The organism is Pseudarthrobacter sp. HLT1-3 (assembly GCF_059383535.1).
Genome location: NZ_JBWZCJ010000004.1, coordinates 220,609 through 246,033, shown reverse-complemented (window position 1 = coordinate 246,033; position 25,425 = coordinate 220,609). Strand labels below are relative to the sequence as shown.

25 protein-coding genes and 1 pseudogene are annotated in these 25,425 nt (G+C 64.4%); 18 read left to right on the top strand and 8 right to left on the bottom strand.

The window, feature by feature from the left end:
- From AC50X9_RS05775 to purU, 4 genes and pseudogenes are all read left to right on the top strand, one after another.
- Nucleotides 1-127: pseudogene (locus AC50X9_RS05775) on the top strand (lipoyl synthase); the annotation flags it as partial.
- Between the two features lie 19 nt (nucleotides 128-146).
- Nucleotides 147-971 carry a methylenetetrahydrofolate reductase gene (locus AC50X9_RS05770; protein ID WP_494891226.1) on the top strand — a complete coding sequence of 275 codons (825 nt, stop codon included), beginning with the start codon at nucleotides 147-149 and terminating at the stop codon, nucleotides 969-971.
- Complete coding sequence (locus tag AC50X9_RS05765; RefSeq protein ID WP_494891224.1) at nucleotides 968-2,434, top strand: amino acid permease; 1,467 nt, start codon at nucleotides 968-970, stop codon at nucleotides 2,432-2,434. The genes AC50X9_RS05770 and AC50X9_RS05765 overlap by 4 nt, the downstream gene beginning before the upstream one ends.
- Entirely contained in the window at nucleotides 2,431-3,339 is a 909-nt protein-coding gene (gene purU / locus AC50X9_RS05760) for a formyltetrahydrofolate deformylase (protein WP_494891222.1), read from the top strand. The genes AC50X9_RS05765 and purU overlap by 4 nt, the downstream gene beginning before the upstream one ends.
- 178 nt (nucleotides 3,340-3,517) lie before the next feature.
- Here purU and AC50X9_RS05755 read toward each other — a convergent pair whose 3' ends face one another.
- From AC50X9_RS05755 to AC50X9_RS05745, 3 genes are all read right to left on the bottom strand, one after another.
- Nucleotides 3,518-3,868: a DUF3846 domain-containing protein gene (locus tag AC50X9_RS05755; protein WP_494891220.1), complete on the bottom strand. Its 351-nt coding sequence runs from the start codon at nucleotides 3,866-3,868 to the stop codon at nucleotides 3,518-3,520.
- Nucleotides 3,869-3,940: 72 nt separating this feature from the next.
- Nucleotides 3,941-4,252: a hypothetical protein gene (locus AC50X9_RS05750; RefSeq protein ID WP_494891218.1), complete on the bottom strand. Its 312-nt coding sequence runs from the start codon at nucleotides 4,250-4,252 to the stop codon at nucleotides 3,941-3,943.
- Between the two features lie 239 nt (nucleotides 4,253-4,491).
- Entirely contained in the window at nucleotides 4,492-5,526 is a 1,035-nt protein-coding gene (locus tag AC50X9_RS05745) for an Lrp/AsnC family transcriptional regulator (RefSeq protein ID WP_494891216.1), read from the bottom strand.
- A 135-nt stretch (nucleotides 5,527-5,661) separates the two neighbouring features.
- Here AC50X9_RS05745 and AC50X9_RS05740 point away from each other — a divergent pair, with 135 nt between their 5' ends.
- From AC50X9_RS05740 to AC50X9_RS05700, 9 genes are all read left to right on the top strand, one after another.
- Nucleotides 5,662-6,900 carry a M20 metallopeptidase family protein gene (locus AC50X9_RS05740; RefSeq protein ID WP_494891214.1) on the top strand — a complete coding sequence of 413 codons (1,239 nt, stop codon included), beginning with the start codon at nucleotides 5,662-5,664 and terminating at the stop codon, nucleotides 6,898-6,900.
- 23 nt (nucleotides 6,901-6,923) lie between these two features.
- Nucleotides 6,924-8,210, top strand: a complete 1,287-nt coding sequence (locus AC50X9_RS05735) for an MFS transporter (protein ID WP_494891212.1) — start codon at nucleotides 6,924-6,926, stop codon at nucleotides 8,208-8,210.
- A 156-nt stretch (nucleotides 8,211-8,366) separates the two neighbouring features.
- Nucleotides 8,367-8,639: a hypothetical protein gene (locus AC50X9_RS05730; RefSeq protein WP_494891210.1), complete on the top strand. Its 273-nt coding sequence runs from the start codon at nucleotides 8,367-8,369 to the stop codon at nucleotides 8,637-8,639.
- A 292-nt stretch (nucleotides 8,640-8,931) separates the two neighbouring features.
- Nucleotides 8,932-9,330, top strand: a complete 399-nt coding sequence (locus AC50X9_RS05725; protein WP_494891208.1) for a S1C family serine protease — start codon at nucleotides 8,932-8,934, stop codon at nucleotides 9,328-9,330.
- A 220-nt stretch (nucleotides 9,331-9,550) separates the two neighbouring features.
- Complete coding sequence (gene bioB / locus AC50X9_RS05720; RefSeq protein ID WP_494891206.1) at nucleotides 9,551-10,576, top strand: biotin synthase BioB; 1,026 nt, start codon at nucleotides 9,551-9,553, stop codon at nucleotides 10,574-10,576.
- Nucleotides 10,573-10,809, top strand: a complete 237-nt coding sequence (gene bsaP, locus AC50X9_RS05715) for a biotin synthase auxiliary protein BsaP (protein WP_494891204.1) — start codon at nucleotides 10,573-10,575, stop codon at nucleotides 10,807-10,809. The genes bioB and bsaP overlap by 4 nt, the downstream gene beginning before the upstream one ends.
- A gap of 305 nt (nucleotides 10,810-11,114) precedes the next feature.
- Nucleotides 11,115-12,098, top strand: coding sequence for a hypothetical protein (locus AC50X9_RS05710; RefSeq protein WP_494891202.1), 984 nt, complete (start codon nucleotides 11,115-11,117; stop codon nucleotides 12,096-12,098).
- A gap of 86 nt (nucleotides 12,099-12,184) precedes the next feature.
- On the top strand, nucleotides 12,185-13,207 hold the full coding sequence (locus tag AC50X9_RS05705; RefSeq protein WP_494891200.1) for a hypothetical protein: 1,023 nt from the start codon (nucleotides 12,185-12,187) through the stop codon (nucleotides 13,205-13,207).
- Nucleotides 13,204-13,575 (top strand): hypothetical protein, encoded by a 372-nt coding sequence (locus AC50X9_RS05700; RefSeq protein ID WP_494891198.1) that lies wholly within the window; start codon nucleotides 13,204-13,206, stop codon nucleotides 13,573-13,575. The genes AC50X9_RS05705 and AC50X9_RS05700 overlap by 4 nt, the downstream gene beginning before the upstream one ends.
- Before the next feature lie 137 nt (nucleotides 13,576-13,712).
- On the opposite strand, the gene AC50X9_RS05695 is transcribed toward AC50X9_RS05700, so the two are convergent.
- Entirely contained in the window at nucleotides 13,713-14,063 is a 351-nt protein-coding gene (locus AC50X9_RS05695) for a DUF3846 domain-containing protein (RefSeq protein ID WP_494891196.1), read from the bottom strand.
- Nucleotides 14,064-14,803: 740 nt separating this feature from the next.
- Between AC50X9_RS05695 and cofD the strand changes: the two genes are divergently transcribed.
- Complete coding sequence (gene cofD / locus AC50X9_RS05690; RefSeq protein WP_494891194.1) at nucleotides 14,804-15,847, top strand: 2-phospho-L-lactate transferase; 1,044 nt, start codon at nucleotides 14,804-14,806, stop codon at nucleotides 15,845-15,847.
- Here cofD and cofC read toward each other — a convergent pair.
- Nucleotides 15,782-16,498: a 2-phospho-L-lactate guanylyltransferase gene (gene cofC / locus AC50X9_RS05685; RefSeq protein ID WP_494891237.1), complete on the bottom strand. Its 717-nt coding sequence runs from the start codon at nucleotides 16,496-16,498 to the stop codon at nucleotides 15,782-15,784. The two genes, cofD and cofC, sit on opposite strands and share 66 nt — an antisense overlap.
- 375 nt (nucleotides 16,499-16,873) lie before the next feature.
- On the opposite strand from cofC, the gene AC50X9_RS05680 reads away from it, so the two are divergent.
- From AC50X9_RS05680 to cofE, 3 genes are all read left to right on the top strand, one after another.
- Nucleotides 16,874-18,058, top strand: coding sequence for a thiolase family protein (locus tag AC50X9_RS05680; protein WP_494891192.1), 1,185 nt, complete (start codon nucleotides 16,874-16,876; stop codon nucleotides 18,056-18,058).
- Nucleotides 18,055-18,936 carry a 3-hydroxyacyl-CoA dehydrogenase family protein gene (locus AC50X9_RS05675; RefSeq protein WP_494891190.1) on the top strand — a complete coding sequence of 294 codons (882 nt, stop codon included), beginning with the start codon at nucleotides 18,055-18,057 and terminating at the stop codon, nucleotides 18,934-18,936. Before AC50X9_RS05680 ends, AC50X9_RS05675 begins: the two co-directional genes overlap by 4 nt.
- Nucleotides 18,937-19,212: 276 nt before the next feature.
- Nucleotides 19,213-20,034, top strand: a complete 822-nt coding sequence (gene cofE, locus AC50X9_RS05670) for a coenzyme F420-0:L-glutamate ligase (RefSeq protein WP_494891188.1) — start codon at nucleotides 19,213-19,215, stop codon at nucleotides 20,032-20,034.
- A 64-nt stretch (nucleotides 20,035-20,098) separates the two neighbouring features.
- On the opposite strand, the gene AC50X9_RS05665 is transcribed toward cofE, so the two are convergent.
- The 3 genes from AC50X9_RS05665 to AC50X9_RS05655 all read right to left on the bottom strand — a co-directional run bounded on the left by AC50X9_RS05665 (nucleotide 20,099) and on the right by AC50X9_RS05655 (nucleotide 23,900).
- Nucleotides 20,099-20,932, bottom strand: a complete 834-nt coding sequence (locus AC50X9_RS05665; protein WP_494891186.1) for an enoyl-CoA hydratase/isomerase family protein — start codon at nucleotides 20,930-20,932, stop codon at nucleotides 20,099-20,101.
- Nucleotides 20,933-21,037: 105 nt separating this feature from the next.
- Nucleotides 21,038-23,041 carry an oxidoreductase gene (locus AC50X9_RS05660; protein WP_494891184.1) on the bottom strand — a complete coding sequence of 668 codons (2,004 nt, stop codon included), beginning with the start codon at nucleotides 23,039-23,041 and terminating at the stop codon, nucleotides 21,038-21,040.
- A gap of 136 nt (nucleotides 23,042-23,177) precedes the next feature.
- On the bottom strand, nucleotides 23,178-23,900 hold the full coding sequence (locus AC50X9_RS05655; protein ID WP_494891182.1) for an SDR family NAD(P)-dependent oxidoreductase: 723 nt from the start codon (nucleotides 23,898-23,900) through the stop codon (nucleotides 23,178-23,180).
- A gap of 238 nt (nucleotides 23,901-24,138) precedes the next feature.
- Between AC50X9_RS05655 and AC50X9_RS05650 the strand changes: the two genes are divergently transcribed.
- Complete coding sequence (locus AC50X9_RS05650; RefSeq protein WP_494891180.1) at nucleotides 24,139-25,392, top strand: CaiB/BaiF CoA transferase family protein; 1,254 nt, start codon at nucleotides 24,139-24,141, stop codon at nucleotides 25,390-25,392.
- Nucleotides 25,393-25,425: the final 33 nt, after the last annotated feature.

Genomic DNA, 25,425 nt, shown 5'->3' with positions numbered 1-25,425 from the left:
CCGGCTCTGGGCCACCGCCATGCGCAAGAAAGGCCGCGAAATCCCGCCCCAGCTCGCCCACATCGAAAGCTCCGGCACCACCCGCCAGGAAGCCAGCTCACTCATCGCCGCGCATGCCGGCGTCTGACACCCGTAAAGGACCAACGATGTTCCCCACACGACTCGAAATTATCCCTTCCGAGGGAATCGTGGAAAAGGTCACCGCGGCCGTGCCGCCGGGCACCACGCTGACCATCACCTGCCTGCCCCACCACGGCATCGGGCGCACCATGCGCGTCGCAGTCCAGCTCGCCGGGCTGGGCTACACGGTGGTCCCGCACCTCTCGGCACGCGCCCTGCAGCAGCGCGCCCAGCTCGTCGAGATCCTGCGGGATTGCGACGCGGCCGGCATCCGGGAAGTCTTCGCCATCGGCGGGGACTCCGCCCGGGCCGCCGGACCCTACGACACGGCGGCCGAGCTGATGGAAGACATCGCCCAGTACTCCGGCGGCGGCATCTCCATCGGCGTCGCCGGCTACCCCGAAGGCCACCCCTCCGTCGCCGGGCTCGACCTGCTGGACGCCCTGCTGGCCAAGCAGCACCTGGCCAGCCACGTGGTCACGCAGATGTGCTTTTCCGCCCCGAAGATCGTCGACTATGTCGGCCTGCTGCGCCGCGAAGGCGTGGAGCTGCCGGTCTGGGCCGGGGTCGCCGGTCCCGTGCCGAGAACCAGGCTGGTCGCACTGGGCACCCAGATCGGCGTCGGCGCCTCACTGAAATTCCTGAGCCGCAAGGGTCCGCTGGCCCGCAGGCTGCTGAGCGGCGAACGGTACCAGCCGGCATCGCTGATCTCCGAGCTGGCCGAACATCCGGACAGGGTCGCAGGCATCCACTTTTACACTTTTAACCAGCTGAACGCGGTCACGGGCGAGGCAACCCCACCGTCTAGTCCCGCAACCACCAAACTCGTGACCATTCGAGGAGCAGAATGAAAACCCAGACCGAAACCGCGGCGCAAGCCCCCCACCTCGAGCGCCAGCTCAGCAACCGGCACATCCAGCTGATCGCGATTGGCGGCGCCATCGGCACCGGCCTGTTCATGGGCTCCGGCAAGACGATCTCGGCGGCCGGACCCTCCGTCATCTTCGTGTACGCGATCATCGGCTTTATGCTCTTCTTCGTCATGCGGGCCATGGGCGAGCTGCTGCTGAGCAATCTGAACTACAAGTCCTTCAGCGACTTCGCCGCGGACCTGCTGGGCCCCTGGGCCGGCTTCTTCACCGGCTGGACCTACTGGTTCTGCTGGGTCATCACCGGCATCGCGGATGTTATAGCGATCGCCGGATACTCGAAGGAACTCTGGCCCGGCCTTCCGCTCTGGATCCCCGGTCTGGTGACCATCGCCATCCTTCTGCTGCTGAACCTGACCACGGTGCGGGCCTTCGGCGAGACGGAGTTCTGGTTCGCGCTGATCAAGATCATCGCCATCGCGGCCCTGATTGTGGTCGGTCTGTTCATGATCTTCAGCGGCTTCAGCTCCGACGCCGGACCAGCCACCTTCAGCAACCTGTGGAGCCACGGCGGCTTCTTCCCGAACGAATTCATGGGCTTCGTCGCCGGTTTCCAGATCGCAGTCTTCGCTTTCGTCGGCATAGAGCTGGTCGGCACCACGGCCGCAGAGGCCAAAGACCCGGAGAAGAACCTGCCCCGGGCCATCAACTCCATCCCGATCCGTGTGCTGCTCTTCTACGTGGGCGCCCTGATCATCCTGATGTCCGTCACCCCCTGGACCCAGTTCGCCGCCGGCCACAGCCCCTTCATCGCCATGTTCTCCCTGGCCGGCCTGGGAGCCGCCGCCACGGTGGTCAACCTGGTGGTGCTGAGCTCGGCAATGTCCTCGGCCAACTCCGGCATCTACTCCACCTCCCGCATGGTCTACGGCCTCGCCCAGGAGGGCGACGCCCCCCGCATCTTCGGCGCGCTCTCCGGCCGCAAAGTGCCCCGGAACGCCCTGTTCCTGACCTGCGTTCTGCTGCTCTCCGGCGTGGTGCTGATGTACGCGGGACAGGACATCGGCAAGGCCTTCGACATGGTCACCACGGTGTCCGCGGTCTGCTTCGTCTTCGTCTGGTCGATCATCCTGGCCAGCTACATCGCCTTCCGCAAGCGCCGCCAGCAGCTGCATGACGCGTCTAAGTTCAAGATGCCCGGCGGCGTCCCGATGGTCTGGGTTGTCTTCGCCTTCTTCGCCTTTGTGATATGGACCCTGACCACCCAGCCGGATACGCTGCTGGCCCTAATGGTCACGCCGGTCTGGTTCATCCTCCTCGGCATCGCGTGGGTCATCCTGCGCCGCCGCCCCGCGCACCTGGCCCGCTACGCGACGTTCCAGGCCGAGCTGGCCCAGGATCTGGAAACGGACGCTGATAAGGACTTGGAAGGGCTGAAGCTTTGAACACCACCACGACGACGACGGCTCCCACCCACGAGCCGGTGGAACCGGCCGCCACGGCCGAGCACGTGCTCACCCTCGACTGCGCGGAGTCCCCCGGGATCGTCCACGCGATCTCGGGCTTCCTGCTCGAGCACGGCTGCGACATCATCGACAACAAGCAATACGGAGACCGCGGGGAAGGGCACTTCTTTATGCGCGTCCATTTCTCCTCCGCCCCGGCGTCGTTCAGCACGGAGCAGCTGCGCGCAGACTTCACGGCACTGGGGGAGAAATGGCAGATGAACTGGCAGCTGGAACCGCAGGGCCGCAAACGCCGGGTCCTGGTCATGGTGTCCAAGATGGGCCACTGCCTCAACGACTTGTTGTTCAGGGCGCGGACCGGCGACATCCCGGTGGAAATCGTCGCGGTCGTCTCCAACCACCGCGACCAGGAAGGCCTGGTGCAGTGGCACGGTATCCCGTTCTTCCATCTGCCGGTGACCAAGGACTCGAAGCCGGAGGCTGAGGCCCGGCTGCTGGAAATCGTCGACGAACTCGATGTGGAGCTCGTGGTCCTGGCCCGCTACATGCAGGTCCTCAGCGACGGGCTCTCGGCGAAGCTGGCGGGACGGACCATCAACATCCACCACTCCTTCCTGCCCAGTTTCAAGGGCGCCAAGCCATACCACCAAGCCTACGACCGCGGCGTGAAGACCGTCGGCGCCACCGCGCACTACGTCAACGCCGAGCTGGATGAGGGCCCTATCATCTCGCAGCAGGTCATCGATGTGGACCACACCTACACCGCGGACGATCTGGTGGCAGTGGGCCGGGACGCCGAATGCGCGGCCCTGCGCAATGCGGTGCGCTGGCACTGCGAGGGACGGATCCTGCTTCTCGGCAACCGGACGGTCATCCTGCGGTAGCTTGGCTGCCCTCGGACACATATGCTCGGCGCCGACGACGCCGGCCGGTCACCTGGTCAGGTGGCGGGCCGGCGTCGTCGTTTCCAAATGTCCATCGATTGCTCCGCAAGTGCCCTTATCAGGCCCCATAACGGCGTCTACGGAGCAGCCGATGTGCGGTAACCGGTTGCGATGACAGCTAGGCTGCCAGCGCGGTGTCGAAGAGCCGTTCGGCGAGCCGGATCAGGTGTCCGGGTGCGTCCGCTCTGTTGATGTGGCGTCCGTGGCCGAGGAACACGGCTGTTCCGTTAAACGTGTCCTCAAGATAGACACCGGCTTCCCGGATCAGCACCTCTGCCCGGCCGTTCCCGGGCAGATTGATGGCGTTTCCCTCGTCGTTCAGGTAAACGTGCCAGTCGCTGCTGGTGATTGCTTCGACGTTGCCTTCCACCAGGTTCTGCAGGGTGGTCAGGGTCGGGTCGATGGTTTCGACGCGTACTGGCTGGCTGAGGCGGGCCGGCACAATCAGGGCTGTACAGGTGGTGCGCACGCGCAGTCCTTTCCGGGGTCGGAGGTGACCGGGAGCCAGCCGGGGTCATGGCCGCCGATCACCGACGATTTGTCAGCGCTGGTTCTTGCGCGGCTTCGCGAAGAGATCACTTGTTTCTGTTTTTGCTTTTTTCTCTGCCCTTTTTTCGAGAATCGACTTTCCCGCTTTTTTGACACTGCCACTTTTAGGAGACTTTCCTGACAACGGAATCACTGCCTTTCTTGGATCGATCTTTCCAATACCATACAGACTTATATTTTTAATGCCAGTTATGGGATTTAGGTCGCATTTTTCGCCCGCTTTTACGGCTGGGCCGTTGGCTCGATAACCCGGAAAAATCCCGTCCTGACCGCCCGCGCGCGCCTCTACCGGCGGAGCCGGCACCGGAACCAGCCCGTCCGATAAATAGCAGCGGACACCATTCGGTCGAGTGGGCCCCCTCTTCCCGATGCCGAAGAAAACGGAATTATTTAGGGGGTGTTCGCCAGTAAATTTCCCGCGGGCTTTCAGGCTCCGAATTTCCTCCGCAGAAAGAGTGCCTTTTCCACCCCCGCACGCCGCCAGAAACGTACGGAACTTGCCCCTTCACCGGAAATACGGGGTGAACTGCCGGACCGGGCGGCTCAGGCGGTCGGCGCCAGGTCGGCAGCGGGCACGACGACGGCGCCGGTCGCCGTCGAATCCGGGTTCAGCATCCAGCCGACCCGCTTGGCGGTGTTGAGCACCACAACGCTTTCCACAAGCTCGATTCCGGGGATCCGCAGCTGGAGTGCCTGTTCGGCGTTCATGACGTCCGCCAGGGAATGCAGCCACATCAGGATCACGAAGTTGGTGCGGCCGGTGGTGGACGCACTGAGCCGGACGTTGCGGAAGCTGCGCAACTCAGCGGCGGCCGCCCCATGCTGACCCGCCGGGACGTTGGCGAACCACTGGCAGCTGATCGGATATCCGGAGTACTTCTGCGCAATTTCGCACCGGAATGAGAGCACCCGGCTGGCCAGCACACGGTTCAGTTGCCGCTGGACCGTGGCCGGGTTTCGGCCCAGGGCGCGGGCAATATCCGCGGCCGCCGCGCGGCCGTCCTTTGCCAGGAACGGGATCAGCTGCAGGTGGCTCTGCGGCAGCGGCGCTCCCTGGCTTCCGGCGGGCGCCGGGCCGGAAGCCTCGGGCCCTGCGAGGGCCTGAAGGGCGGCGATCTGCGACTTGTCCAGGACGTTCAGCCGCCACGCGTACCCGCCCGAGTGCAGACGCGTGCACAACGAGGTCTGGTACTTGGTCAGGCCCGGGATCTCTTTGAGCTGCGCCAGCACGACGTCGCTGAACTGGACAAGCGTGGGTGTGATGACTGTGAGCATGAGGTCACGGTTGCTGGCGGCCTCCTCCACGGTGACCACCTCCGGGATGGCCGCCAGCGCGGCCGTGACGTCGGCGCGCGACGCCATTTCGCAGTCCACATCCACAAGCGCCAGGCACATCTGCTTCGGATCGCCCATCCAATGAGCCGTGCTCCAGGCGGCGCCGGAAGCTCTCAGCCGCTCCCAGCGGGCGGCCAGCGTGGTGGCGTGGGCACCCAGGATGCCGGCGGCGTCCGACCAGCTGATCCGCGGCGCAATCTGGAGCGCGTTGATCAGCTGTAGGTCTTCTTCACTGACTTCCATCAGGATCTCCCGTCACTGCATGAATCCTGTCCTTTCAGCATACCTTTGCATTTTTTCTGCGATTCATCCGCCTGTGACTCCAGTCACTTCACAATTGGTGGAAGCACTTACCAAACGTTCGGGAAGCGGGAACATATGTCGGTTACAGAAGATGCCAGGGAATTGCACGGCGACATCACCCGGCTGCGCCGCGAACTGCACCAGGAACCCGAGATCGGACTCCAACTCCCCCGCACCCAGGAGAAAGTCCTCAAAGCACTCGACGGCCTGCCGTACGAAATCACCCTCGGCGAGTCGACGACGTCGGTCACCGCGGTTCTGCGCGGCGGCGCAGCGCACACTTCCGCAGACAAACCGATCGTCCTGCTGCGCGCGGACATGGATGGTCTTCCCGTCCAGGAGCGTACCGGCGTGGACTACTCCTCCAGGACCGACGGCGCCATGCACGCCTGCGGCCACGATCTCCACACCTCGATGCTGGCCGGCGCCGCGACCCTGCTGGCCGAACGCCGTGAGCAGCTGGCCGGCGACGTCGTCCTGATGTTCCAGCCGGGCGAGGAGGGGTACGACGGCGCAGGCCACATGATCCGCGAAGGGGTTCTGGACGCCGCCGGCCGACGCGCGGACGCCGCTTACGGCATGCACGTCTTCTCCTCGCTGGAGCCGTATGGCCAGTTCGCCACCAAGCCGGGCGTGATGATGAGCGCCTCGGACGGGCTGTTCGTCACGATTCTCGGCGCCGGCGGCCACGGCTCCGCGCCGCACAAGGCCAAGGACCCGGTCACGGCAGCCGCCGAGATGGTGACCGCGCTGCAGGTCATGATCACGCGGCAGTTCAACATGTTCGACCCGGTAGTCCTGACCGTCGGCGTTCTGCACGCGGGCACCACAAAAAATGTCATCCCCGAATCAGCGCGCATCGAGGCTACCGTCCGGACGTTCTCGCATGCCTCCCGCGAACGGATGATGTCCGCCGTGCCCGTCCTCCTGAAGGGCATCGCCCAGGCCCACGGCCTGGACGTCGACGTCGAATACCGCGCCGAATACCCGCTGAGCATCACGGACGAAAACGAGACCCTCACCGCGGAGAAAACCATCCGGAACCTGTTCGGCGACGCCAGGTTGACCCGCTGGGCCACCCCCCTCAGCGGATCCGAGGACTTCTCCCGGGTGATGGAAGAGGTGCCCGGGACCTTCCTCGGGCTCAGTGCCGTCGCCCCGGGAGCGGACCACACCGCCACCGCTTTCAACCACTCCCCCTACGCCACGTTCGACGACGGCGTCCTCGCCGACGGTGCAGCGCTCTACGCAGAGCTTGCCATTGCCCGCATCGCGACGCTCGCCGCGGCCAATCCCATTTCCCTCGCTTCCTAGCCCTAACTTTTCCGGAGAAAATTATGACCACCATCGTTGACCCGCAGCGCGCCAGCCGGGCTGCCACCCGGAAGACCCTCCTCGGAACCGGTATCGGAAACGCCGTCGAATGGTACGACTGGGCGATCTACGCCACGTTTACGCCCTTCATCGCCAGCCAGCTGTTCAGCAAAGCTGATCCCGCCTCGGCGGTGTTGGCCACACTGGCGATCTTCGCCGTCGGTTTCGTGGCCCGGCCGGTCGGCGGATTCCTCTTCGGCTGGATCGGCGACCGCATCGGCCGCAAGACCTCCATGACGCTCGCCGTCGGCCTCGCGTCGCTGGGCAGCCTCATGATCGGCGTCGCGCCGTCCTTCGCCGCCGTCGGAGTCTGGGCGTCGCTGACGCTTCTGGTCGCCCGGCTGATCCAGGGCCTGGCCCACGGTGGCGAGCTGCCGTCGTCGCAGACGTACCTCTCCGAAGTGGCCCCGAAAGAGAAGCGCGGGCTGTGGGCCACGCTGATCTACACCTCGGGCACAGCCGGAATCCTGGCCGGCACCCTGCTGGGCGCGATCCTGAACATGACCCTGAGCGCCGAGGCCATGAATGCCTGGGGCTGGCGCGTTCCCTTCCTGGTCGGGGCCGTCCTGGGCCTGTACGCCCTGATCATGCGCTCCAAGCTGCATGAGACCGAGGCCTTCGAAGGCGAGACTACCTCCGAGAAGCGTGCGCCGATCTGGCCGCAGATTGTGAAGCACCGCAAGCAGGCCCTCCAGGTCGTCGGGCTGACCGTGGGCCTCACCGTGATCTATTACATCTGGGGCGTTGTGGCGCCGAGTTACGCCGCCACCGTTTTGAAGATCGACCGCGGCGAAACCCTCTGGGCCAGCGTCGTCGCCAACATCGTGTTCATTGCCGCCCTGCCTTTCTGGGGCAAACTATCCGACCGGATCGGCCGCAAGAAGGTGCTCTGGGCCGGAGCTATCGGCAGCGCCGTCATGCACTTCCCGATGACCTGGCTGCTGAAGGATTCGGCCTGGCAGCTGGCCGTGGGCATGTCCGTGATGCTGATCTTCATCGCCGCCAGCGCCGCGATCGTCCCGGCCGTGTACGCGGAACTGTTCCCGACCAGCATCCGGACCATCGGCGTCGGCGTCCCGTATTCCATCTGCGTGGCCGTGTTCGGCGGGACCGCACCGTACCTGCAGACCTGGCTGGGCACCATCGGCCTCTCCAACGTGTTCAACGTGTACGCCGTGGTCCTGCTGATCGTCAGCGCGCTGTTCGTCTTCACCATCCCGGAGACCAAGGGCAAGGACCTGACGCACTAGCCGAGGTTTCCCCGGGGCATAGGATCCCGGTCAAATGATTCCCGGCGGTATGCCTCAGAATCGCCTCCCGAGTCCGGGCGACACCTTGCGGGGTGTCGCCCGGACTCGGTACGTTACGAAATGCACGACGGCGACGTCCCATGGAAGGTTCCCCAAATGTCAGATCCTGAACTCCCGGCCCTGCGGGAACAAGCCGCCCGCGGTGACCTCGACGCCGTCGCGGAACTGATCGAACGCGCTGCCGAGCGGGAGGACTTTGACGAACTGCGCCGCCTCGCCGACGGCGGCAGCAGCGATGCGGCGGACCAGCTCGTTGAACTTGCCGCCGAAAAGGGCGATCTCGAGGAACTCCGGCGGCTGGCCGCCGGCGGCAACACTGACGCGGTGGACATTCTGGCCGAGCTTCGCGACGAAGGCGATAGTAGCTGAAGGGGCTGGGGGAATCGGCTCTGGCAGCCGCTGCCTGCGCGGGATTAGCTTTAAAACAGCATCCGATCAGGCCGGCCACGAGAGGACGTTCAGGGAACCACCGGCCAGCGACCGCAAGGCGCAGAACCCGCCTCCTCAGGCTCGCCGCAACGGCAGCCGTGCTCGCGACCGCGGCGTCGGGCTGTACCGACTTCGGTCGGAAACCGGACACGCCGACGACCTCGCAGTTCCCCGGGAACACCACCGGCGGCGCACCCGCCGCCCGGGGTCGGCGGCGAGCAGCCAGTCCCTTGTGGACCTGATCCAGACCGATGCTACGATCAGCCCCGGCCACTCCGGGGGCGCCCTGGTGAACAACAGGGGTGAGGTGATCGGCATTAGCGAGGCCTACATTCCGCCGCAGGCAGGGGCGGTGGCCCTTGGGTTTGCCATCCCCGCCGCCATCGCGGTGAAAGTGGCTGACCAGCTTCGGGAGGACGGCACAGCCGATCACGCCTTCATCGGTCTCGGGCTGGCGGAAATCACCCAACAGATCGCGGACGAGCTGGGCCTGCCCGACACAAACGGAGCGCCTGCACTCTCAGTGCCGGAAGGCGGACCGGCAGACAAAGCCGGTATCCGGCCCGGCGACGTGCTCATCAAGCTCGACGGTGACAATCTGCCACTGCTGAAGACCTCCTCGCCGCACTGAGGACCAAGAATCCGGGGCAGACCGTGACCGTTGAATTCCGCAGGGGTTCTGAAACGCAGGAAGTATAAGGTCGAGCTGGTCGCGCGCCGGCCTCGTGACGCTGGTATTGGCCAAAGCGCCGGGCGCTTTCTTGTCGTTATCCGACAAAATCCTTGTGCGGGCAGGAAACTAGCGTGAGCCAGGAAGCATCTCCGCAGCTAGCCAGCGCAAAGGACAATCAATGACGATTCAGGCAGACCCTCCCGTGACCAGCTACGCTATCCTTGAAACAGCCCGGACGCAGGTTCTTGAAGCGGGCGTGGGGCTGACCGAAAACCAGCTGGTGGACGTCCTCAGGCTCCCGGACGAAGCGCTTCCGGCCGCCCTACAGCTGGCTCATGAGGTCCGACTCAGGCACTGCGGGGAAGACGTCGAGGTGGAAGGCATCATCTCCATCAAGACCGGCGGCTGCCCGGAGGACTGCCACTTCTGCAGCCAGTCGGGCCTGTTCGACTCGCCAGTCCGCGGGGTGTGGCTGGACATCCCGGAACTGGTCAAGGCCGCGAAAGAAACAGCCGCCACCGGCGCCACGGAATTCTGCATCGTCGCCGCGGTCCGTGGACCGGACATCAAGCTGATGAACCAGATCAAGTTCGCGATCGACCGCATCAACGAGGCTGTGGAGATCAACATCGCCTGTTCACTGGGTATGCTCACTCAGCGCCAGGTCGATCAGCTAGCGGAGTGGGGCGTGCACCGCTACAACCACAATCTGGAAACGGCCCGCAGCTACTTTCCCGAGGTGGTCACCACGCACAGCTACGAGGAGCGGCTGGAAACCTGCAGCATGGTCAAGGCCGCCGGCATGGAGCTGTGCTGCGGTGCGCTGATCGGCATGGGCGAATCCCTCGAGCAGCGCGCCGAACTTGCCGCGCAGCTCGCAGATCTGGAACCCCACGAGGTTCCGCTGAACTTCCTCAACCCGCGGCCGGGCACCCCGCTGGAAAACCAGGGAATCATGGACGGCAAGGACGCCCTCCGCGCCATCGCCGCCTTCCGTTTGGCCATGCCCAGGACGGTGCTGCGCTACGCCGGCGGACGGGAACTGACCCTGGGTGACCTCGGCACCCGGGAGGGCCTGCTCGGCGGCATCAACGCAGTCATTGTCGGGAACTACCTCACCACTCTGGGCCGGCCCGCCAACGCGGACCTGAACCTGCTCGTGGAGCTGAACATGCCCATCAAGGAATTCCAGAAGTCGCTGTGAACGGGGTCAGGGGTGCCCGGGGCCCGGCAGCAGCCACGGTCGGCCCGTTCTGCGGCCACTGCGGTGGCAAGTCCGACGGCGGCCGGCCGCCGTCGGACCATCTTCGCTGCGACGGCCAGCTGGCGCTGGAACCGCCCCGCTACTGCGGGCAGTGCCGGCGCCGGATGAAGGTCCAGGTCACGCCGCTGGGCTGGACGGCCCAGTGTTCGCGTCACGGGGTCCTGGCCCCGTGAAACCAAGGATCCGGTCGGCCAAGGATCCGGGCGGCTAGGTCGCGGTGGACTTCTGCGGGTCGCGCTTCCGGCACCCGTCACGGAGGAACGCGTTGAAGTGCAGGGCCACCCCCGCCCGGACCCTGGCCTATCCTTCCTGACGCGGTCGGACAACGCAGCGGGGCATCGACTTCGTAACGTAAGGGCGTGGGTTAATTATCAATTCGGCGTACTTTCTAATCGCGAAAGTCTGGACTTGCTCTCCGGACCGTGCCTAGGGTGGGGACAATTGCTGTTTCGGGCCAACTCGGGGGGAGGCGTTCAGAATGGAAACGACACGTTCGGTCTGGCGTTCGCTCCGCCCCGTCCTACTCGCCGCCGCGGCCGCGACGACCTGGCCGGCGCTCTCGGCCCCGGCTGCCACCGCCTCTTCCAACACGGACTCCCTGCTGACGAACACGACCTCATCGGTGACGGCGCTTGCACCCGCGGCGGACCCGGCAGGGGACATCCTGCTTCCGGCCACCGATGTTGCTTCCCGGGAGGCCGGCGAAGGCACCGGGGCCGCAGTTACCTCACCCGTGTCAGCCCCCGTGTTGAGCCCTGTCGTGCACGAAGTGACCCGCACCGCCGACGGTCTCCTGCAGGTCGTTCCCGTCGCCCCTGCCGCATCGCTGGCGCAGCTGACGGAGCTGACGGAGCCCGTCGTGCACATCGCCGACGCCGCCGTTGGCGATTCCGCAAACAGCCTTCTGGGCGTGTCCGGCGCCGTCCCTGAAATTGTGGATGCTGCACTTACGGCGCTCATCGACCCGGCAGGTGCCGCCCCGGGCACCTCCCCCGTTTCTGGCACCGGGCTGGAATTACCGCTAACAGTCGACGGCGGCAAGGTCGGCTCTTTGGTTCCAGCCAATGCAGATCAACCGGGTGGCGCGAACGAACCGCTGACGGCACCGGACGCCACCGATTGCCATGCGGCCGTTACCGGGGCAATGGTTCCGGCCCTTCCCCGCGCCGGCGTATTTGCCTCGTCTGCGCCCTGGGGTCAGCTGCCGCCGCGTGCCTCTGCTGATGCCGTTGCGCCGGCATACCCCGACGGCGGCCCGCTTGATATCCTGCCCGATTTCCTGCCTGCCCTGCCTGGTTCCGGATCCGCCGGAGGCAACGGCTCCGGCGCTGGACCGTCGACGCCGGCATGGTTGGCGGCACACGGTTTTGAACTCCCTCTGACCACCGCGATGCCCGTCTCGGGTGCGCTGCTCCAGTCCCCCTCCCCGGTGTCGTTTGACCCCGGTTCATCCCCTGACTAGTTGTGCCCTGCCCGCGCCACGGCGTTGAACTAAGGCCCTTCGGGTAGCTTCAGGCGCCCGCCAACAACTTTTTAAGGAGATTCATCATGCATCAAAATATCCGCAGAGGGCTGCTCGGCACCCTCTTTGCCGGAGGCCTGCTGGCCCTCGGATGCACTGCTGCCAACGCGGCCGACAACACGTCCGGCTCTGACGGAATCCTTTCCGGCACCCAGATGGTGGCACCGGTAACGGCCCCGATCAGTCTCGGTGCGACTTCTCTGGGTGTACTCGGTGATTCAACGGCCATAACCAACAACACCGCCGGAACCGCGGGCAACCCCGCACCTGCCCCGGCCGGCTCGACCACTTCCGGCTCTGACGGAATCCTCTCCGGCACGCAGGTGGTGGCGCCGGTAGCGGCCCCGATCACCATGGGCGCGACGTCGCTGGGTCTGCTGGGGGACACAGAAGCCACGGCCAATAGCGGCGCGGCCAACGGCACGAACGGAACCGCGGGCAACCCCGCTACACCGGCCACAACTCTCGGATCCACCACTTCCGGCTCTGACGGACTGCTCTCCGGCACCCCGGTGGTGGCGCCGGTAACGGCCCCCATCACACTCGGTGCCACCTCAGTTGGCGTACTCGGCGATTCAGCGGCCACGACCAACAACACCGGCGGAACCGCGGGCAATGCCGCGGCCGTTCCGGCCGCTGGGTCCACCACTTCGGGCTCTGACGGAATCCTGTCGGGCACCCAGGTGGTCGCGCCGGTAACGGCCCCGATCACCCTGGGAGCAACGTCGCTGGGTCTGCTGGGGAACACAGCGGCCACGACCAATAGCAACGCGACCACCGGCACGGCCGAAGCCCCGGGCAACCCTTCGGCCGCCGCCGGGACGACAACCGGCTCCGGCGGAATCCTGTCGGGCACGCAGGTCGTGGCACCGGTATCGCCCCGGTCACCGTCGGCGCTACCTCCGCTGGTGTACTCGGTGACTCAACGGCCACAGCCAACAACAACGAGACGAACGGCACGACCGAAACCGCGGGCGGCACCTCGGCCGCCCCCGCCACCAGGTCCACCACAACCGGCTCCGACGGAATCCTGTCGGGCACGCAGGTGATAGCGCCAGTAACGTCCCCGGTCACCGTCGGCGCTACCTCCGCTGGCGTAGTCGGCAACTCAACAGCCACGGTCAACAATCCCGCGGCCAATGGAACAGACGAAACCGCGGGCAACCCCTCGGCCGCCGCCGGGTCCATCACAACCGGCGCTAACGGGCTGCTCTCCGGCGCGCAGACCGTTGCGCCTATCTCCACGCCCGTCACCCTGGGTGCAGCCTCGGTAGGCGTTTCAGGCAACTCGACGGCCACCGTGGTTACGCCGATGCTCGCAACCACGGGCGCCGATACCAGCCTGCTCATGGTGGCGGTCCTCCTCCTGGGAGCCGGCCTGCTCATGACGCTGGTGGCCCGCAGGAGGAAAGCCTAGTCACGCAATGGCGTTCCGACGGGACATGCATGACAAGACGGGACATGCATGACAACTAGACGCTGCGAATCGCAGGTCCCCGGACTCCCTGGGTCCGGGGACCTCCGATTCGGGTTGACCGACGAAGTCGACGAGCGTCAGGCAACCAGCTTGGTATCCCATAGTTCTTCTGCGAGCCGGATCAGATGCTGGGGGACGTCGGCCTCCTCACCGTGGCCGCCGTGGCCAAAGAAGACCGCCGTGCCCCGCGCCACGCCGGCAAGGTCCAGCCCGCAATCGCGCATCAGTTGGGCGGCACGCAGATTGGGCGGAAGGTTGGCGATCACACCTTCAGCGTTGAGAAAGACGCGCCAGTCACCGCGGGTGACGGCTTCAATGTCTCCGCCAACCAGGCTCTGCAGGGTTTGCAGGTCGGATGAAACCGCCTCAACCCGGGCAGGTTCGCTGATCCGGGCCGGAATTATGAGTGCTGTGTAGGTTGTTCGCATTTTAGGTCTGTTACCTATAACAACCGTGCAATTTCGAGTGTTCCCGTCAGGGGGCACAGGGGGCCCATGGAAGCGCGCCGGCGATAGCGCCGGCCGCCCCAGCGGAGTCCCCGCCGCCGGAGTAGCTCTGGCCTCCTGACCGCCTCGGTGCCAATATGTCGGGCATCAGGATCCATGAAAGCGCCCCGACTCCGGGAAGAAGGAGGCACGGTCATGACCTACATCAGCAACTTCAGCGATGTGGGACCATTCGACCATCGCCACGGACAAGCACCGCACGTCAGCCAGTCCGGCCCCGCCTACTGGACCACCGGCTCCACATAGTCGTATCCGGCACCGGATCCGGCGAACAGCCTGACAAACTCAAGAATCATGCGGCAGCCGCGTTCCGCCACCCAAATGGACTTGGCCCGTGCTCAGAGACGACGGGCAAAGTTCCTCAGCCCACTCATGCGGATCTCCCGACCGCGTGTCTGAACCCGGCTCCGAAATTCCATGACCGAGACTTAGGCTATGGTGCTATTCGATGTTCCTCGTATCGCTACGTCCAACCGCAGGACATGGCCAGCTCAAGCCCTGCAAAAACCCGGAATCGAGTCAGCACATGTCTTCGTCAGAGCCACGTTGGACCGTACTGGAGCCCGCCCGGACCTCTACCAGCCCACGGGCTTTGAATCAGCATGCCTCGGACTGGCCGAAACTGGGGAAAATGGACCAGGAAACGTGGCGGTGATCATTCCGTGAGGGTCACAGTCCTAGCTGGCGGGGTCGGCGGAGCACGATTCCTGCGGGGCCTGCGGGAGCACCTGCAGGCTTCACTGCCCGACGGCAACGGCGGTGCCACGGCCCACATCACCGCAGTCGTCAACACCGGAGACGACATGTGGCTCACAGGCCTGCGGATCTGTCCGGACCTCGATTCGGTGATGTATACCCTGGCCGGAATCAACGACGAGGACCGCGGCTGGGGACGGTCCGGTGAAAGCGAGCGGGTCAGCGCGGAGCTGGCTTCCTACGGTGTCGGCTGGCCATGGTTTACGTTGGGCGACCTGGACCTCGGCACCCATATCGCGCGGACGCATCTTCTTCGCGAGGGCCTAACCCTGAGTGATTCCACTGCGCGGCTGGCCGCACGGTGGGACCTCGGGGTTGACCTACTCCCCATGAGCGATCAACCGGTCGAAACGCACGTGGTGGTAGATGATCCGGACACCTTCGGACGCCAAACCACCATGCATTTTGAGCAATGGTGGGTAAAGCACCGGGCGGCGCTTCCGGTCCGAGAGTTTGGCCAGCGGGGTTTGAACGCCGCCGTGCCGGCGCCCGGCGTCCTGGAAGCCATCGCCGAAGCGGATGTGGTGCTGTTGGCTCCGTCGAACCCCGTCGTCTCCATCGGAATGATCGTCAACGTGCCGGGAATCCGCGAGGCAATCCGCACGACGGCGGCAACTGTCGTCGGCGTTTCGCCCATCATTTCGGGAGCCGTTGTGCGGGGAATGGCGGATCTCTGCCTGACCGCCGTCGGCGTAGCCACCAGCGCTGACGCGGTCGCAGCCCACTACGGGTCGCGCCTCAACGGCGGGATTCTGGATGGCTGGCTCATCGATGAAGCCGATGCAGGGCTGGCCGGAAACATTGAGTCGGTTGGAATCCACGCCGCTGTTGTGCCCTTGTGGATGCGGGATGCCGCCACAAGTGCCGCGCTGGCCGCAGACGCCCTAGGAGCAGCCAGAACTATCCGGGGCCACCGAGGCGAGGGAAGCCCAAAGCCTGAATCCCGGTAGCAGGCCGCACTCGCTGAGCGCCTGACGGGTGTAGGGCCCTACCCCGAGCCTGGCAGCTTCCTCAAAATCCGGCCAAGTGTCCACATCCCTGCGGATGGTGGATTGTTGATCCAACGGGAGTGTGCACAAGCCTGCCGCCCGATGGCGGGCCAGGGAGCCGGGACCAAATGCAGGGTCCAGCTCATGGCCGGGAAGAGCCGTGATCATGGTGGTCCCGGTTCCATCGGCATCCGGCACCACGGCCGTTCCCGTGAGCGCGGCATATGCCAGTGCTGCGGTGACGTCGGCGCCGGTCAATGCGGGAAGATCGGCCAGTAGCACGGCGCGGGGGCTGGCGGGATGCGCGTTTTCGATATGCCTCAGTCCTCTCCGGATCGCCGCATTCAGTCCGTCCCGGCCCGTCTCGTGGAGAATCCTCACGCCCATCGAGGCGAACTCAGTCGCAGCGTTCCGGTCAGCGGTAATGACAGTCACTTCGGCCACTGCGGCGCTCTCAAGGACGGCCGCAACCGCGTCGCGGGCGAAGGCCAGAGCCAAGCTGCGCCTATACACACCGGCCGTGTCCTCGGGTAGCAGCCGCGTTTTCGAGTCGATAGTCCCCCGCACGGGCAACAGAATTCGCCATTGACCCCGTTCAGCAGTCACTGGCATTGTCCGCTCGGCGCGGGCGGCGCCGTGACGGACCCGGTCTGCCAGACCGGCGACGGATTTAGTCGTCAGGGTCGTCAGGGTCGTCGCAGTCATCCGAACCTCCTAATCTGCCGCTCCAGGAAAGCAAACACCGGCGCACTCACGAGGGATACCACCGTCCCCATTGGCCATACATCGGTCGGTGGCGGTCCGCCTCTGGTAACCATCTTTTCCAACAGAATCGTGCCGGTCGGTCCGGGCGACCACCTGGTCGACATGCTATTTCCAGCGTCTGCCATGGTTGCCCCTTCCTGCTCAATAAGCCTAATGTATATATTAGTGATTATAGATTTCCATTCTGGGATTGGTTATCCCTGCAGAGAACCGAGGTATCCAATGTCAGAAGACAGAATCGTCATCGTCGATGGCGCAAGGACGCCGATTGGGAAATACGCCGGAGCACTAAAATCTGTCCCGGCGCACGAACTCGGCGCAATCGCAGCAGCGGCCGCGCTGGACCGCAGCGGTGTCGCCCCTAACGAGGTCGACGAAGTCATCATGGGCTGCATCGGCCAGATCGGGCCGGACGCCTACAATGCCCGCCGCGTGGCGCTGGCGGCCGGGATGCCGGACGGCACTCCTGCTTTCACCGTGAACCGCCTGTGCGGCAGCGGCCTGCAAGCAGTGTGGGCTGCAGCCCAGCAGCTGCGGTGGGGAGGAGCGGACGTCATTCTGGCCGGGGGGGACGAATCAATGTCCCGGATGCCCTTCCTGGATTTCAACGCACGGGATAACGCTCGGCTGGGAAACCGTACGCTGATCGACGGTACCGTCGCCATGCTCACTGACCCCTTCAGCGAAAACCACATGGGAGTCACTGCGGAGAACGTAGCCACAAAGTACGGTGTATCCCGGCAGGAACAGGACGAATTCGCCCTTGAAAGCCAGCGCCGGGCCGGCCTGGCAGCATCCCGGAGCGCCTTTGCCGAGGAAATCACTCCGGTGGAGATCTCCGGCAAGCGTCCAGCGCGGGTTACCGAGGATGAGCATCCCCGCCCAGACACCACGCTCGGCAGCTTGCAGAGCCTACGCCCCGCATTCTGCAAGGAGGGTACGGTAACAGCGGGAAATTCATCGGGAATCAACGACGGCGCCGCCGCTTTGGTGCTGATGAAGGAGAGTACCGCAAGGGCGCGCGGTCTCGATGGCCTCGCCACGCTGGAATATGTCGCCACCGCTGGAATCGATCCCGCGCTGATGGGTTACGCCCCCGCGTTGGCCCTTCAGAAACTCTTCCGTGAAACCGGCCTGACCCCGGCGGACATCGGAACTATTGAGCTCAATGAAGCCTTCGCTTCCCAGGCCGTCGCGGTCATCCGCGATGCCAAACTGGACCCGGAGAAAACCAACCCCTACGGCGGAGCCATCGCACTGGGCCACCCGGTCGGAGCGACGGGTGCCATCCTCACCCTGCGCGCCGCCAAAGACCTGAAGCGGCGCGGACTGGAGTTCGGCATCGTCACCATGTGCATCGGTGGTGGGCAGGCGCTGGCCGCTCTCATCAGGAGGTATGAAGCATGAGTACCCCGGGTACCTCCGTTGGCACGGTCGGCGTCGTCGGCTCCGGCGCGATGGGCCGGGGCATCGCCGAAAGCACGCTCCGTGCCGGGCTGACGGTTCTGCTTCATGATACTAATCAGGACGCGCTCCGCGCCGCGCGCAAGCAAATCAGCTCATCTTTGCAGCGTTCAGTCGACAAGGTCCAGATCACCTCACTGGAGGCGGAGACCTGGCTGGCAGGGCTGCACACAGGCGGGGACCTGGCGGACTTCTCCCAGTGCGATCTGATCATAGAGGCCGTCCCGGAAATCCTCGATCTCAAACTCAACCTGTTGCGCCAGGTCGAGCTGCACGTTCCGCCAACTGCCGTTATTGCCACCAACACGTCCTCAATCCCCATCACCATGCTCTCCACTGCACTGGAAGGGAAATCCCGTTTCCTCGGACTCCATTTCTTCAATCCCGTGCCACGGATGAGGCTCGTCGAGATCATTCCGACAATCCTTACGAGCGGCCATACCGTTGGCGTCGCAGAGGAATTCGTCCGCGGCCAGCTGCAGAAGACACCGTTGACCATCGCGGACCGTCCCGGCTTTGCCGTCAATGCCCTGCTGATTCCCTATTTGCTGTCCGCCGCGAGAATGCTGGACAACGGCTATGCCACGGCCAAGGACATCGACGAGGGAATGAAGCTCGGCTGCGGGCACCCCGTCGGGCCACTGGAACTGGCGGACTTCATTGGCCTGGACGTTGTCTGCCATGTTGCCGACTCCATCTACGCCGAAACCAAGGATCCGGCGAACATTGTCCCGAACAACCTTCGCCGGCTCGTCGAAGCGGGACATCTTGGCCGCAAGACCGTGCGGGGTTTTCACGACCATGCGGAACCCGCCCGATAGCAAGGACCTTAGCCGGATGCTCAATGTGCGCCGCCCGTTCCTGACGGGCAGTGCGCCTGACATCGGCGCCCGCGCTGCATCCGCGGCTACGCCGGCCGCGGAAAGCCGCCGCGTGGCGCAGCCGGACACCGGCGTGAGAGTCCCGGGATGCTTCCCCGGGGCAGACATGAGCGATCCTTATGTTAGTTTTTAGTAGCCCCGGGCACGTAGGACAGGCAAACCCTCCCGCCCGTAGCGACCGGCCACCCGTCCCTTGTCAGGTTTGCAAAGGTTCCCATGTTCCAGCTTCTTATTAGCGCTCTTGCCGGCCTGCCGGAAATCCAGACCGGGGACAATCTCGAAATCCTCATTGGCAACATCCTGGCTTCCGACCCCACGCTGGGTGGTGTGCAGGACGGCGACATTCTGGTCGTGACCAGCAAGATCGTATCCAAGGCCGAAGGTCGCCATGTTGACGCAACCGACCGCGAGGCTGCCATTACGGCCGAAACGGTCCGCCTCGTGGCAAGCCGATCGCATGCCGGCGGCGTGACCCGCATCGTTGAGAACCGCCAGGGGCTGGTGCTGGCTGCCGCCGGCGTCGATAACAGCAATACGCCCGAAGGCACAGTGCTGCTGTTGCCCGTGGACCCGGACGCGTCCGCACGGGCACTCTGCCTCGGACTCCGGGAGAGATTCGGGGTTGCCCTCGGGGTAATAATCAGCGACACGTTGGGCCGGCCGTGGCGTGAAGGGCAGACCGATGCCGCCATCGGGGCAGCCGGAATAAAGGTCCTCGACGACTACCGTGGAAGTCTTGATGCTCATGGCAACATGCTGACGGCGTCCGCTGCCGCCGTGGCGGACGAAATTTCCGGTGCGGCCGATCTGGTGAAGGGAAAGTCCAGCGGACGGCCCGTGGCCTTGGTTCGGGGGCTACGTCATCTGGTCCTCGCGGACCCCCTCGATGACGCACCTGTCAGCACCGCAAGGGAACTCATCCGCCGAGCGGACCAGGACATGTTCAGACTCGGCAGCGATGAGGCGTATGAGCAGGGATTTGCCGCCGGCCAGGCAGCGGCCGCCCTCCCCCTGCCCATTCAGTCAACCGTTCAGTAAAGCGGGCAATCGGCCCTGCCGATCTGCCGGCGCCAAGGCGGGCACCGTCCAACAGCCCTAGAGGTCAGGAGGCTGCGCCACGTGGAGCGGCGAAACGTGTGATCCGCTTACCGGCCAGTTCAGTGCGGGCGAGCATTGAAATTGTAGCGATTTCATCCTGCAGTCCCTCCACAAACCCCCGCCCGACCGAAGCCCGGAGCAGCCGCCGGGTTTCCCCCAGGGCCTGCGGGGCACCGGCAAGGATTCCACGGGCAACAACGGCTGCCCGTTCGCGTAGTTGGTCGGGGGCCACGACTTCGGAAATCAGCCCCCATTCCAAGGCATGCTCCGCGTCCAGCATGCGTCCCGTGAGAGTGAACTCCAGTGCCCGGCGCAGCCCGACAACAGCAGGCAGGAGCGTGCTTGCGCCGCAGTCGGGGCTGAGACCTACGCCGGGATAGGCCGAGGTAAAACGGGTTCCTTCCGCCGCCAGGACAATGTCGCCGGCCAGCATGAGGCCGATTCCGCCGCCCGCCACAGTCCCGTGGACGGCGGTGATGGTAACGACCGGAAGCTTAGAAAGTGCGGCCAGGGGTTCATTCATCTCACCTACCAATTCGGCCAGATAGTCGCCGCAGTCAGCGGCGGCAGCCATCTCACCCACGTCGCCGCCGGCGCAGAATCCGATTCCTGCCCCCTGGACAAGGAGGACTCCGACGTCGTCTCGTTCCGCAACCTCGGTGACAGCCCGCCGGAATTCCTTGGCGAGGCCAAGGCTGAGTGCGTTGAGTTTATCCGGACGGTTCAGCGTCACGGTTGCCAAACCATCGCCTATGTGGAGGAGGACCACCTGTCCAGGATGACCAGCGGTCCCGGTTGTGCTTCCCGAATGAATGGCTGTTGCCTGGTTGACGTCCATGAATGGCTCCTATCGGACTAGTGATTTCCTTGGAACGACATGCCGCAAAACCCGCCGACCCGTCCGTGGCCGGCGGCTGCTGCCTGTCCCTTCGATGCTGGCCTGCTACTTGCCTATGGTCTCTGCGAGTGCGAATGCCTGACGGGTAGCGAAGACGAGACGCCGGGGGGCGTAGGCATCACCGAGGATATGCACCTGCGGCAGCCTGTGCTTGAGCTGGTCGTACAAGCCTGAGTCCGAGACTCCGGCACAGGCCAGAACAACGCTGTCCACCCCCTCTACGTCCTCTTCCTTCCCGGAGTAGACGTTGCGGATGCGTATGGATCCGGCATCGATTCCCACAACCTGCTCCATAAACCGCATCTGGACGCCTTGCTCACTGAGCCTGCCGAGGATGCCGCCGACGATATATCGGCCAAGCAGCGGAGCCGGGCCCGCGGTGGCATAGACCATGGTGACCTGATGGCCCCGCTCTGCCAGATAATCCGCCACCGACAGCGGCGGCACATGATCATCCTGTGCCAGAACAAGCACCCGGTGGCCTGGGACAGCTGCACCCGTTAGCACATCGCGGATGTCATGCACATGGGGTGCATCAACACCCTCGATCTGCGGCGTACGAGGTGTTGCGCCGGTGGCGATGGCGACGATGTCGGCCCCTGCCGCTTCGACCAGCTCCGCTGTCGCGCGGTGCCCCAATTCAACCTTGACACCGAGTTGCTTGAGTCGTCGTTCCTGCCAGTCGAGGTAGCGTCCGTAGCCTTCATGCCGCGGCGCGTTGATGGCAATCCGCAGCTGGCCGCCGAGGACCTCGCTGCCCTCCCACAGCTCAACGACGTGGCCGCTCTGGCGCGTGAGTGCGGCAAGCTCCATGCCTGCCGGACCACCTCCAACGATGAGAACCTTCTGTGACCTGGCCGCCCGGGGCCATGGTCCGTCGATTTCCTTGCTGGCGTGCGGATTGACCGCGCAGCCAAACGGCAGCCCCTCCACGTAGCGGCGGCTGATACATTCATTCCCGCCCACGCAGGGCCGGATGTCCTGCGTACGTCCTTCGCGGGCCTTGAGCAGCAGCTCGCCATCGGCAATGTGGGCGCGCGCCATGCCGACGACGTCGGCGTTGCCCGCAGCGAGAACACGTTCGGCAACCTCCGGGCTGTTCACTCTGCCCGTGTGCACAACGGGCAGCGAAACAGCTCGCCTGAATGCTCCGGACAGGTCCGCCCACTGCGCATCGTCGAAGTAGGTTGGCTGGATATAGCTGGGATTGCCCCATGGCGTTCCGACAACGACGTGGAAATAGTCGATCAGCCCGCTCGACTCCAGGTGCTGTGCGATAAGGATCCCCTCGGCCGCGTCGTAGCCGCCGGGAACTTCCTCACGCAGATTAAGCCGGACACCGACCGTCATGCTGCTGCCTACAGCCTCGCGGATTGCCTCGAGCGCCCGAATGGTGAACCTTGCACGGTTCTCAATCGAACCGCCGTATTCATCATCACGATGGTTGGTCAGCGGCGACAGGAACCATTCAAGAATGTCGTCATGGTTGAGGTGGAGCTCGATGCCGTCAAGCCTGCCAGCCTGGGCCTGCTTGGCGGAGAACCGGTATTCCTCGATGAAACCAGCTATCTCGTCACGGTCCAGGACATGCGGCGCCAGATTGATGACAGGCGAGCTCATGATCGATGAGGGGCCATGCGGCATGCCGCCCTGATGGACCATCTGGGCGGTAGCCGTTGCCCCGGCCGCATGCATCGTGTCGGAGAACTGCTGGATCCGTTCGACGAAGTGCGGAAGCCGGTAGAAGCCTTCGTTCGCCGCCCCCACGCCGGTCGGCTCGAAGCCGGGAATGAAGGAGTTGGCAATGTGACCGGATATGCCGTCAATCCAGGCGGCGCCGGCCTTGGCCCGAGCCTCCCAGTATGCAATATTGCGGTCGGCTTCCGCCTGTGTACCGAAGATATTGCCGATGGCAGACCCGTGGGGCGGCAACATGACTCTGTTGCGCAGCTTCATGGTCCCGATCCGGATCGGGGAAAAGAGGTTCGGAAATGCCGGGTTGGCATCGAGTCTTTCCTCGGCTCCGGTAAGGCCCTGCGTCGTGGTCATGTTCCCGCCTTCTGAGGATCGTCAGCCTGCTACATCTGCGCTTTACGACGAACGTAACATAACACTGCATATCATCACCAGAGATTTCGGAACGTTTCGCCCGTCTCCGGAGGCGGCGTTCTTGCCTGCAGCTGCGTCAGGGCTGCCCCCCGTCGACCGAAATGATGGCTCCGGTGGTGTAGGTGGACGCATCGCTCGCCAGGTAGAGCGCGGTGCCGACAATCTCTTCGGGCCGGCCGCCACGTCCGAGCGCGAATGTCCGGGCGCGCTCGGCAAACGCTTCCTCATCCCAAGACTTGCTGACGTCTGTCAGGAAGGTGCCAGCCATAATGGCATTGCAGCGTACGGTCGGGCCAAAGCTGTGGGCCAGGCCGATGGTGAGGGCATTAAGCCCGGCCTTTGCCGCCGCATACGGGAGCACGTGGGGCTTGGGATGGACCGAAGCGGCACTGGAAATATTGATGATGGAACCGCCGTCGCCGGCAGCCATGCGAGTGCCGACGAGGGCTGCGAGCCGGAAGGGTCCCTTGAGATTGACATCGAGCACCTTATCGAAGAGTTCCTCGCTCACGGAATCGACCGAATCATAGAGCGGGGACATGCCCGCGTTATTGATCAGAATGTCCACCTTTCCGAATCTCGCGTAGCAAGCATCCACCAGGGGCTCAAGCTGGTCCCATTGACCGACGTGCACGCCGTATCCCATAGCATTCCGCCCCGTTTCCGCCTCCAACTCTGCGGCGAATGCAGCGCAGGCATCGCCGTTGCGGCTGGCAATAATTACGTCGGCACCAGCCCTGGCAAGTCCGAGCGACATCGCGCGGCCCAGGCCGCGGCTGCCGCCGGTAACCAGCGCCACCCTGCCCCTAAGATCAAAAGGACTCGAAATCTCCGTCGACATGTTTCCCCTTTTATATAGATGCCCAGGTTCCACTGCTGTGGTTACCCTTCCGGGCCTCTCCCTGGCCAATGGCATAACTATTCACTACGGTGCCTGAAACTCCGTCGGACCTGCAAACAAGCCGACGGCTCTGCTAATCTCTTACTACCATTATTATCTTACAGCCAGTGATTCGATGAAAGCGGGTGAGGCTGCCATGAACCAGCCCAGCACAGTTACACCAGGACTGCTCCACGGAGTACGGGTTGTGGAACTGGGTTCCATGTATGCAGCCCCCACCGCGGGACGCATGCTCCGCGATTTCGGCGCCGATGTCATCAAGGTCGAGGACCCCGTCAGCGGGGACTTTGCGCGGCAGTGGCAGCCCCAGAAGGACGGGCTGGCCCTCGGGTTCGCCCGACTGAATTCCGGGAAGCGCTCGGTTGGCGTTGACCTGAGGAAGCCCGAGGGACGCCGGATCGCCCTCGATCTGATCCGGAACGCCGATGTCGTGATTGAATCCTTCCGCCCCGGACGCCTTGAGGCCTGGGGAATGGGCTACGACGTAATGTCCAAGGAAAATCCTGGCTTGATCCTGACGCGGGTAAGCGGGTTCGGGCAGAGTGGCCCGTACAGCGGGCGCCCGGGCTTTGGCACCGTCGCCGAGACGGCGAGCGGCTATGCGTTCCTGAACGGCTGGCCGGACACGCCGCCGACCTCCCCCCCGTTTGGGTTCGCAGATTCCATCGCGGGCATTTCAGCGGCCTTCGGAACAGCGATGGCACTGTACCGGCGCGAACTCAGCGGAGCCGGCTCCGTGGTGGATGTTGCCCTCTATGAACCGTTGATGTTCATCCTTGGGGACGCGATCCTGAATTACACCTCCACCGGAACGATCATGACCCGCGTGGGCAACACTTCCGGATCCGCTTCCCCACGGGGGATCTACCAGGCCGGAGATGGGGCTTGGCTTTCGATCGCAGCCTCAGCTCAGACCATCGCCATGCGGCTGTTCGATGCGATGGGGCGGCCGGACCTGAAGGCCGACGAACGCTATGCCACCAATGAGGCCCGCATGGCCAACAACGCTGAACTGCAGGAGATTGTTAAGGCATGGGTCGGTTCAATGCCTCGCGCCAAGGTTCTTGACACCCTCGAAGCCTACGAAGTCGTCGCCGCGGCGGTCAATGATTCGAGTGACATAGTGCAGGATCCCCACTTCCTGGAGCGCACGCTCGTCGGGCTTGCCGGTACCGTACTGGGATCCGCCATGATGCCCGGCCCCATCCTGCACATCGAGGGAAGCACGGAACCGCTTTATATTGGGGTGCCGGAGATTGGCGAGCACACCGTAGAAATCCTTGGCGGGCTGGGACTCGGGGCAGCGGCCTTGGCTAGACTCGTTGCCGATGGCGTGGTCTCCAGCACCCAGATCCACAACCCCGACGGACTCGTTTCAATTTCGGAGTAAGATATTTCTTCTAACCATACTAATGATTTACCG